The 13,736-nt window shown below is 66.6% G+C and carries 14 protein-coding genes; 8 read left to right on the top strand and 6 right to left on the bottom strand.

Going from position 1 to position 13,736, the window contains the following annotated elements; genetic code table 11:
- Genes kdpB through AB0H61_RS05435 form a run of 3 tightly spaced genes read right to left on the bottom strand, consistent with a single transcriptional unit; the run spans window position 1 to window position 3,907 of the window.
- Window positions 1-2,148 carry a potassium-transporting ATPase subunit KdpB gene (gene kdpB / locus AB0H61_RS05445; protein WP_357299496.1) on the bottom strand — a complete coding sequence of 716 codons (2,148 nt, stop codon included), beginning with the start codon at window positions 2,146-2,148 and terminating at the stop codon, window positions 1-3.
- A 1-nt stretch (window position 2,149) separates the two neighbouring features.
- Window positions 2,150-3,820 (bottom strand): potassium-transporting ATPase subunit KdpA, encoded by a 1,671-nt coding sequence (gene kdpA / locus AB0H61_RS05440; protein WP_357299494.1) that lies wholly within the window; start codon window positions 3,818-3,820, stop codon window positions 2,150-2,152.
- The gene (locus AB0H61_RS05435) at window positions 3,821-3,907 is read right to left on the bottom strand and encodes a potassium-transporting ATPase subunit F (protein WP_357299914.1); all 87 of its coding nucleotides are present in this window, start codon (window positions 3,905-3,907) and stop codon (window positions 3,821-3,823) included.
- 376 nt (window positions 3,908-4,283) lie between these two features.
- Here AB0H61_RS05435 and AB0H61_RS05430 point away from each other — a divergent pair, with 376 nt between their 5' ends.
- From AB0H61_RS05430 to AB0H61_RS05420, 3 genes are all read left to right on the top strand, one after another.
- A complete protein-coding gene (locus AB0H61_RS05430) occupies window positions 4,284-4,445 on the top strand; it encodes a hypothetical protein (RefSeq protein ID WP_357299490.1) in 162 nt (53 codons plus the stop codon).
- Window positions 4,446-4,510: 65 nt separating this feature from the next.
- A complete protein-coding gene (locus tag AB0H61_RS05425; protein WP_357299487.1) occupies window positions 4,511-7,138 on the top strand; it encodes a sensor histidine kinase KdpD in 2,628 nt (875 codons plus the stop codon).
- A 35-nt stretch (window positions 7,139-7,173) separates the two neighbouring features.
- A complete protein-coding gene (locus AB0H61_RS05420) occupies window positions 7,174-7,881 on the top strand; it encodes a response regulator (protein ID WP_357299484.1) in 708 nt (235 codons plus the stop codon).
- A 150-nt stretch (window positions 7,882-8,031) separates the two neighbouring features.
- On the opposite strand, the gene AB0H61_RS05415 is transcribed toward AB0H61_RS05420, so the two are convergent.
- Entirely contained in the window at window positions 8,032-8,211 is a 180-nt protein-coding gene (locus AB0H61_RS05415) for a hypothetical protein (protein WP_357299483.1), read from the bottom strand.
- A 289-nt stretch (window positions 8,212-8,500) separates the two neighbouring features.
- Between AB0H61_RS05415 and AB0H61_RS05410 the strand changes: the two genes are divergently transcribed.
- The 5 genes from AB0H61_RS05410 (at window position 8,501) to AB0H61_RS05390 (ending at window position 11,818) form a co-directional block, all read left to right on the top strand.
- Window positions 8,501-8,965 carry an OsmC family protein gene (locus AB0H61_RS05410; protein ID WP_357299481.1) on the top strand — a complete coding sequence of 155 codons (465 nt, stop codon included), beginning with the start codon at window positions 8,501-8,503 and terminating at the stop codon, window positions 8,963-8,965.
- Between the two features lie 87 nt (window positions 8,966-9,052).
- The gene (locus AB0H61_RS05405) at window positions 9,053-9,361 is read left to right on the top strand and encodes an acylphosphatase (protein ID WP_357299479.1); all 309 of its coding nucleotides are present in this window, start codon (window positions 9,053-9,055) and stop codon (window positions 9,359-9,361) included.
- 31 nt (window positions 9,362-9,392) lie between these two features.
- Window positions 9,393-10,175: a hypothetical protein gene (locus tag AB0H61_RS05400; protein ID WP_357299476.1), complete on the top strand. Its 783-nt coding sequence runs from the start codon at window positions 9,393-9,395 to the stop codon at window positions 10,173-10,175.
- The gene (locus tag AB0H61_RS05395; RefSeq protein ID WP_357299473.1) at window positions 10,175-11,341 is read left to right on the top strand and encodes a glutathionylspermidine synthase family protein; all 1,167 of its coding nucleotides are present in this window, start codon (window positions 10,175-10,177) and stop codon (window positions 11,339-11,341) included. The genes AB0H61_RS05400 and AB0H61_RS05395 overlap by 1 nt, the downstream gene beginning before the upstream one ends.
- A gap of 27 nt (window positions 11,342-11,368) precedes the next feature.
- Complete coding sequence (locus tag AB0H61_RS05390; RefSeq protein WP_357299471.1) at window positions 11,369-11,818, top strand: DUF350 domain-containing protein; 450 nt, start codon at window positions 11,369-11,371, stop codon at window positions 11,816-11,818.
- Window positions 11,819-11,886: 68 nt separating this feature from the next.
- On the opposite strand, the gene AB0H61_RS05385 is transcribed toward AB0H61_RS05390, so the two are convergent.
- Both AB0H61_RS05385 and AB0H61_RS05380 read right to left on the bottom strand, forming a co-directional pair.
- Window positions 11,887-12,513, bottom strand: coding sequence for an MBL fold metallo-hydrolase (locus tag AB0H61_RS05385; protein ID WP_357299470.1), 627 nt, complete (start codon window positions 12,511-12,513; stop codon window positions 11,887-11,889).
- Window positions 12,510-13,595, bottom strand: a complete 1,086-nt coding sequence (locus AB0H61_RS05380; protein WP_357299468.1) for an S-(hydroxymethyl)mycothiol dehydrogenase — start codon at window positions 13,593-13,595, stop codon at window positions 12,510-12,512. The genes AB0H61_RS05385 and AB0H61_RS05380 overlap by 4 nt, the downstream gene beginning before the upstream one ends.
- Window positions 13,596-13,736 lie beyond the last annotated feature (141 nt).

The raw sequence follows: 13,736 nt of genomic DNA, 5'->3' as shown, positions 1-13,736 counted from the left end.
TCAGGACATCCCAGGGAGGAGTTGGACGACGAGGTCGATGATCTTGATGCCGATGAAGGGCGCGATGATGCCGCCCAGCCCGTAGATCGTCAGGTTGCGGCTCAACAACTTCGAGGCGTTGCTCGGCCGGTAGTTCACACCGCGCAGTGACAGCGGGATCAGCGCGACGATGATGATCGCGTTGAAGATGACCGCCGACAGAATCGCCGACTGCGGACTGGACAACCTCATGATGTTGAGCAGGTCGAGGCCAGGAAACAGCGTCACGAACAGCGCGGGAATGATCGCGAAGTACTTGGCGATGTCATTGGCGATGGAAAACGTGGTCAACGCACCGCGGGTGATGAGCAGTTGCTTGCCGATTTCCACGATCTCGATCAGCTTGGTCGGATCCGAATCCAGATCGACCATATTGCCGGCTTCTTTGGCCGCCGAGGTACCGGTATTCATCGCGACGCCCACATCGGCCTGGGCCAGCGCGGGCGCGTCATTAGTGCCGTCACCGGTCATGGCGACCAGCCGACCGCCGTCCTGCTCCTTCTTGATCAGCGCCAGCTTGTCCTCCGGAGTGGCTTCGGCGAGGAAGTCGTCGACACCGGCTTCATCGGCAATCGCCTTGGCGGTCAACGGGTTATCGCCGGTGATCATCACCGTGCGAATGCCCATCCTGCGCATCTCGTCGAAGCGCTCGCGCATGCCCTGCTTGACGACGTCCTTCAGGTGGATGACGCCGAGCAGCTGAGCCTTGCCGTCTTTGACCTCGCCGACGACCAGGGGCGTGCCACCGGAGGCCGAGATGCCGTCGACGATTACGCCGATCTCGCCGGGTACGGCCCCGCCTTGGGCGCGAACCCAATCGGTGACGGCATTGGCCGCACCCTTGCGGAGTTGGTGGCCGTCGGCCAAGTCGACACCCGACATCCGCGTCTGCGCCGTGAATTCCACCCAGGTCGCCCCGGTCAACTCGCCCGGGGTGCGCTCGCGCTTGTTGAATGCCTGCTTGGCGTACACCACGATGGAGCGGCCCTCGGGGGTCTCGTCGGCGAGGCTGGACAACTGGGCGGCGTCGGCCAGTTCGTCGTCCGCAACACCGGGAACCGGCACGAATTCGGAGGCCTGACGGTTGCCGAGGGTGATGGTGCCGGTCTTGTCCAGCAGCAGGGTGTTCACATCGCCCGCGGCCTCGACCGCGCGCCCCGACATGGCCAGCACATTGCGCTGTACCAGCCGGTCCATGCCCGCGATACCGATCGCCGAGAGCAGCGCCCCAATGGTGGTGGGGATCAGGCAGACCAGCAGCGAGACCATCACGATGCCGGTGATGCCGTGCAGGTCGAGTGCCGAAGTGTCCGGCACACCGGGGTTGTTCGCCTTCGAGAAGATCGCCAGCGGCTGTAGCGTGACCACCGCGAAGACGAAAATGATCGTCAGCGCGGCGAGCAGGATGTTCAGCGCGATCTCATTGGGCGTCTTCTGCCTGCTGGCGCCTTCGACCAAGGCGATCATCTTGTCGATGAAGCTGGCGCCGGGCTCCTGGGTGATCTTGACGACGATCCGGTCGGAGAGCACCGTGGTGCCGCCGGTCACCGCCGAGCGGTCACCGCCGGATTCCCGGATGACCGGCGCGGATTCGCCGGTGATGGCCGACTCGTCCACCGACGCGATGCCCTCCACCACGTCACCGTCGCCGGGGATGATCTGCCCCGCCTCGACCACCACATAGTCGCCGCGTTGCAATTCGGGAGCGCCGACGCGTTCCTCGACCACCCGGCCGCCCGGTGTCCAGTCGACCAGCCGCCGGGCGATGGTATCGGTTTTGGCTTTGCGCAGGCTATCGGCCTGCGCCTTGCCGCGTCCTTCGGCCACCGCCTCGGCGAGATTGGCGAACAGGACGGTCAGCCACAGCCATACGACGATGGCCCAGGCGAAGAACGTGGGATCGGCGATGGCGAGAATGGTCGACCAAGCGGCGCCGATCTCGACGATCAGCATTACCGGATTGCGCCACATCTGGCGCGGGTCGAGCTTGCGCGCGGCCTCGGGCAGCGAGGTCACCAGCATCTTAGGGTCGAGCGCGCCTTTCGGCACGCCCTTACCCCGGTGTTCCGGCTCCAGACCGGACTTGTCTTCGATTGCGGCACTGGACATATCAGTGAATTCCTTCGGCGAGCGGCCCGAGTGCGAGTGCGGGCAGGAAGGTGAGTGCGACCAGGATCACCGTCACACCGACGACCATGCCGACGAACTGCGGCCGGTGCGTCGGCAGCGTGCCGATCGACTCGGGGGTGGTGCCCTGCTGCGCCAGCGAACCGGCCAGTGCGAGCACGAAAATAATCGGCAGGAAGCGACCGAAGGCCATGGCCAGACCCAGTGCGGTGTTGTACCACTCGGTATTGCCCGACAGGCCCGCGAACGCGGAACCGTTGTTATTGGCCGCGGAGGTGAAGGCGTACAACACTTCAGAGAGTCCGTGCGGCCCGGAATTGAGCATGCTCGCGCGCTGGCCCGGCAGCGCCATCGCGAGTGCCGTGCCGATCAGTACGATCAGCGGGCTGATCAGGAAATAGGAAGCGGCGAGCTTGATTTCGCGGGGTGTGATCTTCTTCCCGAGGTACTCCGGGGTGCGCCCGACCATCAGACCGGCGACGAAGACGGTGATCACCGCGAGGATGAGCATGCCGTACAGGCCGGACCCGGTACCGCCGGGCGCGACCTCACCGAGCTGCATATTGAACAGCAACATCATGCCGCCGAGGCTGGTGTAGGAGTCGTGGAACGAGTCCACCGCGCCGGTCGAGGTCAGCGTGGTCGAGGCGGCGAAGGTCGCCGAATTCGCCACGCCGAAACGCTGTTCGACGCCTTCCATCGAGCCGCCGATCGCGGTCGGCACGGTGCCGTGGTGCTGTAGCTGGAACAGGTTGGTCAGCGTCACGCTGATCAGTGCGATCGTGCCCATCACCGCCACGATCGCGTACCCCTGCTTGCGGCTGCCGACCATGCGGCCGAAGGTGCGCGGCAGTGAGAAGCTGATCACCAGCAGCAGGAAGATCTCGATCCAGTTGGTCCAGGTGGTCGGGTTCTCGAACGGGTGTGAGGAGTTGGCGTTGTAGAAGCCGCCGCCGTTGGTGCCGAGTTCCTTGATGACCTCCTGGCTGGCCACCGGGCCGCCGGTAATGGTCTGCGTGCCGCCGTTCAACGTCTGCGCGACCTGGTCGTGCAGCTGGAAGTTCTGGATCACGCCGCCCGCGATGAGCACGATCGCGAAGACGAACGAGATCGGCAGCAGGATGCGTATGGTGCCGCGCACCAGGTCGACCCAGAAGTTGCCGAGTTCGCCGGTATGCCTGCGGGCGAAACCGCGCACCAGCGCCACTGCCACCGCGATGCCGACCGCCGCGGAGACAAAGTTCTGCACCGCGAGTCCAGCCATCTGCACCAGGTGGCCCTGGGTGGATTCGCCGGAGTAGTTCTGCCAGTTCGTATTGGTCACGAAACTGACCGCGGTGTTCCAGGCCAGAGCCGGGGTCATCTCGGTACCGGGGTCATTCAGATGCAGCGGCAACTTGCCCTGGATCAGCTGGAAGAAGAACAGGAACAGAATGCTGACCGCCGAGAACGCCAACACGCTGCGTGCGTAGACGCCCCAGGTCATTTCCACCTGGGGCTCGGCTCCGATGGCCTTATAAATGAGGCGTTCGGCGCGGGAGTGCTTCTCGCTGTTGTAAACGCGGTACATGTAGTCGCCGAGTGGGACATGCACCAGGGCCAGCGCGATGATCAGGGCCGCGATGAACGCGATCCCCGCCGTTGTCGTGTCCACTTAGAACCTCTCGGGGAAAAGCAGAGCCGCGATCATGTAGATCGCGACGAGAATGGCCAGCACGAGACCGATCAGGTTCGCGATCACAGCTTCTCCACCCCCCGCTGGACCAGGCCCAGCAGTGCGAACACCGCCACGGTGAGCACCGTGAACACCACGACAGACATGAATCAACAACCTCCTTGCGCTCCTATGGTGGAGCGCGCCAGGCGAGTCAAGCGTCAGATCGGGCCGCCGCCGAGGCTTCTAACGAGTCCTTAGCGCCGTCGACTCGTGCATTGACGGTTCTTTGACGCCCTGCCCCAGATAGCTGGAATGATGCCGTCAAGGTCGGTGGCCAGGCCGTCAACACTCCGTAAAGATCGGCGTCGAGTCGCATCGCGGCGGTAGAAACGACAGGTCCGGCCAGGCGGAAACACTCCAGCGCAACCGGGTGTACGCATGGTCTGAGGGAAGGAATGTCATGTCGACTGTCACTGTCGCCGTGGTTACCGGTTTTCCGTGTTGCGCGCTGATCATTCGCGCCTTCGCGGTCAAGGGGGCGGCGCGGGTGCCCGCCCCGGGGCGCGGTGGCGCGCGGATGCGCCCGGTCCGTCGGATGGGGTTCATGCGGGCCGATGTATAGGGCCTCCATAACGTTCCCCGTGCCGGTTGGGCCTGCGGAGTGCGCGGGCGCGCGATGATGAAACAGTGAAACGCGGACAACTTCGCATCTACCTCGGTGCGGCGCCGGGAGTGGGCAAGACCTTCGCCATGCTCGGCGAGGCGCACCGCAGGCTGGAACGCGGCCGCGATGTGGTGGCCGCGCTGGTGGAGACGCACGGACGGGCCAAGACCGCCGAACTGCTGTCGGGTATCGAGCGGATCGCGACGAAGCCGATTGCCTATCGCGGCGCCGAGTTCCCCGAACTCGACGTCGAGGCGGTGCTGCGCCGCCGCCCCGCCGTGGTACTCGTCGACGAACTGGCCCATACCAATACTCCCGGTAGCAAGCACGAAAAGCGCTGGCAGGATATCGACGAGCTGCTCGACGCTGGCATCGATGTGATCTCCACGGTGAATGTGCAGCACCTGGAGAGTCTCAATGATGTGGTCGAACAGATCACCGGGATCCAGCAGCGGGAGACCGTTCCGGACGCGGTGGTTCGCGGCGCGGATCAGGTCGAACTGGTCGATATCACCCCGGAGGCGTTACGGCGCAGGCTGTCCCACGGCAATGTCTACGCCGCGGAGAAGATCGACGCTGCGCTGCGCAACTACTTCCGGCCCGGGAACCTCACCGCGCTGCGCGAACTGGCGCTGCTCTGGCTCGCCGACCAGGTCGACGCGGCGCTGGCGAAATACCGCGCCGACCACAAGATCACCGAACTCTGGGAAGCCCGCGAACGCGTCGTCGTCGCGGTGACCGGAGGTCCGGAATCGGAGACGGTGGTGCGCCGGGCCAGCCGCATCGCCACCAAAGCCAGTGCCGACCTGGTGCTGGTGCATGTGGTCCGCGGTGACGGGCTGGTAGGCGTCTCCGCGCAACGGCTGGCCCGGCTGCGCGACCTGGCCGCGAGTCTGGATGCCAGCCTGCACACCGTCACCGGTGACGATGTGCCGACGGCGCTGCTGGAGTTCGCGCGCGAGGTCAACGCGACCCAGCTGGTACTCGGCACCTCCCGGCGTTCTCGCTGGGCCCGGATGTTCGACGAGGGCATCGGGTCCACCGTCGTGCAGCGATCCGGCAAGATCGACGTGCACATGGTCACCCACGAGGAGGCCCATCGCGGGCTGCGCTGGCGCCGCTTCACCCCGCACCAGCCCTTGCTGGCCTGGCTCGCCGCGGTCGTGGTGCCCGGGCTGGTGTGCGCGATCAGTGCCGCCTTCTTGGACGGACTGCTCCAACTCGGCGGCCTCAGTGCGATGTTCTTCATCGGTGTCGTCGCCGTCGCGCTGCTGGGTGGCGTAGTGCCCGCGGCGTTTTCGGCCCTGTTCTCCGGGCTGCTGCTGAACTGGTTCTTCGCCGATCCCCGGTACAGCCTGACCATCGCGGAGCCGGACAGCTTCGTCACCGTGGTGGTGCTGCTCATCATCGCGGTCGCGGTGGCCGCGCTGGTGGACCAGGCGGCGAAGCGAACGCGGCAGGCACGTAGGGCATCCCGGCAGGCGGAGCTGCTGACCATGTTCGCGGGCGCGGTGCTGCACGGCGCCGATCTGCCCAATCTGCTGGAGCAGGTGCGCGAGACCTACGGCCTGCGCGCGGTCAGCATGGTGTGCGGTGAGACGGTGGTCGCCGCGGTCGGCATCGAGCCGCCGCAGCGGTCTGCCGACGCCGAGACCGCCATCGAGGCGGGCGACACAACCAGCTGGCTGCTGCTTTCCGGGCGGCCGCTGTCCGCGGGCGATCGGCCGGTGCTCAACGCCGTCGCGAATCAGGCGGCCGGACTGGTCCGGCAGGCCGCGCTCGCGGAGGAGGCGAGCGCGGCGGCGGCGCTGCTCGAGGCGGATCGGCTGCGCAGGGCCCTGCTGTCGGCGGTCAGCCACGACCTGCGCACCCCGCTGGCGGGCGCCAAAGCGGCCGTCTCCAGCCTGCGCAGCGACGATGTCGAGTTCTCCGCCGAGGACACCGCCGAACTGCTCGAGGCCATCGAGGAATCGGTGGACCAGCTGACGGCGCTGGTCGGCAATCTGCTCGACTCCTCCCGGCTGGCGGTCGGGGTGGTCTCGCCACAGCTGCGGCGGGTCTACATGGACGAAGTGGTGCATCGCGCGCTGGTGAGCGTCGGGATGGGCACCCGCGGGCTGCGGCGCGCCGCGATGGACCGGGTGAAGGTCGAGGTCGATGAGGTCTCGGTGCGGGCCGACGGCGGTCTGCTGGAGCGGGTGCTCGCGAATCTGATCGATAACGCGCTGCGCCACTCCGGACGTGACACGCCGGTTCGGGTCACCGCGGAGAAGGCCGGTGACCGGGTATTGATCACCGTTGTCGATGTCGGACCCGGGGTGCCCGCCGGAGCTGAGGAACAGCTGTTCGAGCCGTTCCAGCGGCTCGGCGACCGCGACAACACCACCGGGGTCGGGCTCGGCCTCGCGGTGGTTCGTGGGTTCGTGGAAGCGATGGGCGGCACCGTGCACGCCGAGCCGACACCTGGTGGAGGATTGACGATGATCGTGGATCTACCGGCAGCCGAAGGCCCGCAGGCACTGCCGGGCACCGCGGAATCGGCCGTGCTCGCCGATCCGGCGGTTATCGGTGACTCGAACGGTGAACGGACCTCGGCAGGCGCGTCGACGGCCGAGCATCTGGCTGACGAAAGTGAGGCCGGTAGCCGATGATGACAGCACAGGCAGAGAGGCGGACCGAAGTCGCGATGACCGACAAGAAGCAGGACGCTCCGAGCATAAAGGTTCTCGTGGTCGACGACGAACCACAGATCGTGCGCGCGCTGCGGATCAACCTCTCGGTGCGCGGCTACGAGGTGATCACCGCGGGCAATGGGGCCGCCGCTCTGCGCGCCGCCGCCGATAAGCATCCCGATGTGGTGATCCTCGACCTCGGCCTGCCGGATATGGACGGCATCGATGTGCTCGCCGGACTGCGTGGCTGGACCTCGAAGCCGGTGATCGTGTTGTCGGCCCGTACCGATTCGGCGGATAAGGTCGAGGCGCTGGACGCGGGTGCGGACGATTACGTCACCAAACCGTTCGGCATGGACGAACTGCTGGCCCGGCTGCGGGCCGCGGTGCGGCGTGGCACGACGGCCACCGATACCGCCGATCCGGTGGTGTCGACCGCTTCGTTCACGGTCGATCTGGCGGCCAAGAAGGTCACCAAGAACGGCGAGACGGTGCATCTGACACCCACCGAGTGGGGCATGCTCGAGATGCTGGTGCGCAATCGCGGCAAGCTGGTCGGACGCAAGGAACTGCTGCGTGAGGTGTGGGGGCCTTCGTACGCCACCGAAACGCATTATCTGCGGGTGTATCTAGCTCAGCTGCGGCGCAAGCTCGAGGACGACCCCTCGCATCCGAAACACCTGCTGACGGAGGCGGGGATGGGGTACCGCTTCCAGGAGTGAGCGGACCATCGCCGCGACGCCGCGACGGTCGGGTTCGGATGTGCCCGAGACCGGGTTCCGGCCGGACACTCTGTGCGGGCGCTCGAAGATCACACGGACCGGCGGTGCGGTAGCGACTATCGCCGGTCCGTGAGTGTTCGACCGCGCGGCTCAGATACAGATACTGAAGCTGAAGAACCCCAGCGGAACGGTGAAGCATATGGCCACCGAACCCACCGCGGGGGTCGATGCCGGTGCTACCGGATCTGCCGATGCCGCGGGAGCGCCTAGCGTGGCGGCGGACAGAATGATGCCGATTGTGACGAGTGCACTAGCGATCTTGGTGGTCATTTCAACGTTCCTTGCTGGGTGACGACGATGAGATCCCGACCTGGTGATGCCTGATTGCTATAGATACAGATGGTCCATCGATACCGCGACCGCCACAAGACTTGACAGGGCAGTATTGCGGGATATTTGCTAGTCGATCGCGTGTCGATAATCGTCACCGATGCGGGTCGGCGCCGGTGGCTGCCGGCCGGTGCCCGCTCCCACGGTGGCGTCGGGCGCGGAATGCCCACGCCTACCCCTGGCGTTGGCAGGCGTGAGTTGTTTCCGACCAGGATGGCAGGATCGAACCATGGTTGACCAGATCGCACCTGTGACTACCGCCGCCGCGACGAACGGCGCGGAGCCCACCACGCTGTGGGCCGAGCGCACCGGGACCCGCGAGTACACCGGCCGCAGCTCGCGGGGCGCCGAGGTGCTGATCGGGTCGCAGGGGGTGCCCGGCCGGTTCACCCCGGGTGAGCTGCTGAAGATCGCGCTGGCCGCCTGCTCGGGTTTGAGCGCGGACTTCGCGCTCTCGCGCAAACTCGGCGACAATTTCGACGCGACGATCCGGGTTTCCGGCGACGCGGACCGGGAGAACGAGGTCTATCCGCAGCTCGACGAGATTTTCGAGCTCGACCTCAGCGAACTGGACGATGAGGCGCGGGAGCGGCTGCTGGTGACCGTGCAGCGCGCGATCGACAAGGTCTGCACCGTGGGGCGAACGCTGAAGGCGGGGTCGAAGGTCACGCTGTCCTTCGACACGGAGGCATAGCGCGCATTCGGTGCGCCGATGGACTCCGGGAGGGGTGGGCCGGTGGTTCCGATCGTGATCCCGGGAGGCACCCGTTAGGGTCGGCCCATGGGCGATACACCTGCTTCCGGCACCGAACCTCCCGACGCCGTCCGCCTGAGCGCCTGGGTGCACGGCGTGGTGCAGGGGGTCGGTTTCCGGTGGTGGACGCGATCGCGCGCGCTGGAACTCGGACTCACCGGACAGGCCAGGAATGCCCCCGACGGCCGGGTGCACGTCGTCGCGCAGGGGTCGCGGGCGGCGTGCGAGAAGTTGCTGGGTCTGCTGCGTTCGGGCGAGGCCCCTGGCCGGGTGACCTTGGTTGTGGAAAGCTGGGAGCCCGCGCGGGGTGATATGTCCGGATTCGAGGAGCGGTAGTGGTGGTTTCGACGACGCAGGGGAGTGATCGTTGAGCACGCGGCCGCCGGAGGACCCCGGCCGGGACGAGTCCGAATCCGGCGTGCCCGCGCAGCCATCGGTGCCCGAGCAACAGCCCGGCGCCGAACCGGCGGGTACGCACCCGCCGGACCGGTCCGGCCCCACGCCGCCCTCCGGCCCGGAACAGCTACCGTCGGCCGCGACTCCCGGTGTGCCCCCGCAGGTTCCACCGAGTCCCACCCCGCCGCGGCAGGGCAGTATCCAGCGCCAGGAGCCCGGTGTCACCCAACCGCGACCACCGACGGTCGCCGAGGCCAGAGCCAGGGATAAGGCCCGCAGACGCGCCGAGGAGGCGCACCGTGCGGCCGTAGCGGCCGCGGATGCCAAGCGGCGCACCCGGAATCGGGTGCTCATCGGCGGTGTCGCCATCGTCGGCGTGGCCGGACTGGTGGGCGGCGGCTATCTGGCGTACCGCGCGCTCACCGCACCGGACGAGGTCACCGCCTCCTGTGTGCAGATCGACGAGAACGGCCAGGAGGTCGTGGTCGAGGACAAGTTCTGCCAGCCGGGGCAGGCGGGTTTCGTCGACGACAGCGGTTCCGGAGCGAGCAGCGGGCACAGTCACGGCGGCGGCATCATCGTGCTCGGCGGCTGGCCGCAGTATCGCTACTACTACGGCGGCAACACGACCGTCGGCAAACCGCCGACCGGCGCCACCACGGTGCGCCCGAAGAACGCGGAGATCAAGACCAAGAGCGGCACCACCGTCCAGCGCGGTGGACTCGGCAGCAAGAGCAGCGGGGGTGGTTCGTAGTGCGGCGCATACGCGGGACGCCCCGACCGGGATGGCAGCAGATCATCGAGGGTCAGGGCCTGGTCTACGGTGCACCGGGGCGCGACGCCAGCGGACTGCCCCGGCCGTACTGGGACGAGTCGGTGCACTATGAATTCGACATGCCGGAGATCCTCGCGCTCGAGGCGGATGTCGAACTGTTGCACTCGATGTGCCTGCACGCCGTCGAACACGTCGTCCTGACCGAGCGGTTCCGGGATTTCGGCCTGCCGGAATGGAGTTGGGAGCCGATCGCCGAATCCTGGCGGCGCGGCGACCCGCACGTGTACGGCCGCTTCGATCTGCGCTACGACGCCCGGCGTCCGGCGAAGCTGCTGGAATACAACGCCGATACGCCGACCTCGCTGCTGGAGGCGGCCATCATCCAGTGGCATTGGCTGACCACGCTCTACCCCGACGACGACCAGTGGAATTCCTTGCATGAGAAGCTGGTCGAGCGCTGGACCGAGTTGCGCGACCGGTTGCCGTCGACGCAACTGCATTTCAGCTGGTCCGGGGCCGACGCCACCGGCGAGGACAACGTCACCACCGCCTATATGCAGGAGACCGCCGCCGAGGCCGGCTTCGACACGATCGCGCTACCGATCGAGGAGGTCGGATTCGATTCGGAGCTGGAACGTTTCGTCGATCTGGCGGAGGCGCCGATTGATGCGGCGTTCAAGCTGTACCCGTGGGAGTGGGTGCTCGACGACGATTTCGGCAAGCGGGTCGTGCAGAGTCTGCCGCAGACCATGTGGGTGGAACCGCTCTGGAAGACCCTGCTCAGCAATAAGGCGATCCTCGCGGTGCTGTGGGAAATGTATCCCGGACATCCGAATCTGTTGCCCGCCTACCTCGATCAGCCGAACGAGCTCACCGAATACATTCGTAAGCCGAAGCTCGGGCGTGAGGGCGCCAATATGACCATCGTCGGCGCGGGTCTGGAGACGGCCACCGGCGGTGTCTACGGCGCCGAAGGGTTCGTGTACCAATTGCTCGACCCGCTACCGGAATTCGACGATATGCGCCCCGTACTCGGCGCCTGGATCGTGGGCGATACCGCCGCCGGTCTCGGCATTCGCGAGACCGCGGGGTTGATCACCGACGACGGTGCGGCCTTCGTCCCACACCGCATACCCACGAACTAGACATTCAGTTCTCAGGAAGGACCATCGATGACCGCAGTCGCCCTCGAATCGGGTTACTGGAGCTCGCTCGGCGAAGGCGTAGGGGCCATCCTCCTTTACGCGATCATCGGCCTGGTGCTGATGCTCATCGGCTTCTTCGCCATCGACCTCACCACCCCCGGGCGCCTGCGGGCCCTGGTGTCCGAAGGTAAGCCCAACGCCATCATCGTCACCGCCGCGGGCATCGTCAGCATGGCGTTGATCGTGGTGCTGGCGATCTACTCCGCGGGGGGCAAACTCTCCGAGGGACTGATCGCCGCACTGGTGTACGGGCTGGTCGGCATTGTCGCCCAGGTCATTTCGGTGCGGGTGCTGGAGCGCGTCCTCGGCATCGATATCGGCGCCGCCCTGCACTCCGACGTCTACACCACCGAGGTTCTGGTGGTGGCCGCCGCCCACTTCGCCCTCGGTTTGGTCGTGGCCTTCGCGATCCTGTAATCCTCCTGGGACCGCACCGTCCCACCGAGGCGTCGCATGAACGGCGTGACCGCGCGATGCCGGTGGTGCTAGTGCCCGCGCGCGATCCAGTCGGCCAGTGACGGCTTTTCGGCGCCGATGGTGGTGCCGTCGCCGTGGCCGGTATGGACCACCGTCTCCTCGGGGAGGGTGAGCAGGCGGTCACGGATGGAGTCGATGATGGTGTCGAAGTCGGAGTAGGAGCGGCCGGTGGCGCCGGGGCCGCCGTGGAAGAGGGTGTCCCCGGTACACAGGGCCGCGAGCTGCGGAAGATGGAGACTGACGGAGCCGGGGGAATGGCCCGGGGTGTGCAGGATATCGATATCCGTGCCCGCCACCGAGATTCGCGTGCGGTCCGCCAGCGACTCGTACTCCACGTCGGGGTGGGTCATGCGCCAGAGCGGATCGTCGCCGGGGTGCAGCAGGATGGGGGCGTCGAAACGCCTGCTCAACTCCGGTGCGACGGTGACGTGGTCGTTGTGGCCGTGGGTGCACAGCACGGCGATCACGTTGCGGCCCCCGACCCCGGCCTCGATCGCGTCCGCATCGTGTGCGGCGTCGACGACGAGCACCTCGGTATCGTCGCCGATCAGCCAGACATTGTTGTCGACCGCCCAGGTGCCGCCGTCGAGGGAGAAGGTGCCGGAGGTGACGACCCGGTCGATGCGCGCCGTCACAGCACCACCACCGAACGCAGGACCTCACCCGCGTGCATGGCGTGGAAGGCCTGCTCCACCTGGTCGAGTGCGATGCGTTCGGTGACAAAGCGTTCCAGCGGCAGCCTGCCCTGCCGGTAGAGGTCGATCAGCATCGGGAAGTCGCGTTCGGGCAGGCAATCGCCGTACCAGGACGACTTGAGCGCGCCGCCGCGGGAGAACAGGTCGATCAGCGGCATCTCGATGGTCATTTCGGGGGTGGGCACGCCGACCAGCACCACGGTGCCCGCCAGGTCGCGGCCATAGAAGGCCTGCTTCCAGGTCTCTGGGCGACCGACGGCGTCGATGACGACATCGGCGCCGAAGTCGCCGGTGAGTTCCTGGATGCGCTCGACGACATCCTCGACACTGGCGTCGATGGTGTGGGTGGCGCCGAAATCGGTTGCCCAGTCGAGCTTCTTGGGGTCGCGGTCGATGGCGATGATGGTCTTCGCCCCGGCCAGTCGCGCCCCCGCGATGGCGGCATCGCCGACACCGCCGCAGCCGATTACGGCCACGGTATCGCCGCGGGAGACGTTTCCGGTGTTCATGGCGGCGCCGATACCTGCCATCACGCCGCAGCCGAGCAGTCCGGCGATGGCCGGATCGGAGCTGGGATCGACCTTGGTGCACTGCCTTTCGTGGACCAAGGTCTTATCGGCGAAGGCGCCGATACCGAGGGCGGGGCTGAGTTCGGTGCCGTCGGTCAGCGTCATCTTCTTGCTCGCATTGCTGCTGTCGAAGCAGTACCAGGGGCGGCCGCGCTTACACGCACGACACTCGCCGCAGATCGCCCGCCAGTTCAGCACTACGAAGTCGCCCGTCGCTACATGGGTGACTTCGGCGCCGACGGTTTCGACGATGCCCGCCGCCTCGTGCCCGAGCAGGAACGGGAATTCGTCGTTGATTCCGCCCTCGCGGTAGTGCAGATCGGTGTGGCAGACCCCGCAGGCCTGGATGCGCACCACCACATCGCGCGGTCCGGGATCGGGAATGACGACGTCGACGATCTCGACCGGCGCACCTTTGCCGCGGGCGATGACGCCCCGCACGGTTTCCGACACGAATGCCTCCTCGGAGTCTGGCCTTGCCGAACGACAGCAGGACCCATCCTGCCGTGCGGACCGCCGGTACGTCACGAACATCCGGTATCGGCCGGGGCGGTACTTGACATTCCACATTGGAGGGTCCATAGTGGTGTGACA

The sequence above is a fragment of the Nocardia sp. NPDC050710 genome (genome assembly GCF_040654375.1).
Classification (GTDB): Bacteria; Actinomycetota; Actinomycetes; order Mycobacteriales; family Mycobacteriaceae; genus Nocardia.
The sequence above is the reverse complement of the archived record's forward strand: the minus strand, read 5'-3'. Positions and strand labels throughout refer to the sequence as shown.

Bases quoted from the DNA above. Each gene is read 5' to 3' on its own strand.
- AB0H61_RS05405 (WP_357299479.1), top strand. From the start codon at position 9,053: ATGGGCGATACACCTGCTTCCGGCACCGAACCTCCCGACGCCGTCCGC.
- kdpB (WP_357299496.1), bottom strand. From the start codon at position 2,148: ATGTCCAGTGCCGCAATCGAAGACAAGTCCGGTCTGGAGCCGGAACAC.
- AB0H61_RS05420 (WP_357299484.1), top strand. From the start codon at position 7,174: ATGACCGACAAGAAGCAGGACGCTCCGAGCATAAAGGTTCTCGTGGTC.
- AB0H61_RS05410 (WP_357299481.1), top strand. From the start codon at position 8,501: ATGGTTGACCAGATCGCACCTGTGACTACCGCCGCCGCGACGAACGGC.
- AB0H61_RS05430 (WP_357299490.1), top strand. From the start codon at position 4,284: ATGTCGACTGTCACTGTCGCCGTGGTTACCGGTTTTCCGTGTTGCGCG.
- AB0H61_RS05415 (WP_357299483.1), bottom strand. From the start codon at position 8,211: ATGACCACCAAGATCGCTAGTGCACTCGTCACAATCGGCATCATTCTG.
- AB0H61_RS05390 (WP_357299471.1), top strand. From the start codon at position 11,369: ATGACCGCAGTCGCCCTCGAATCGGGTTACTGGAGCTCGCTCGGCGAA.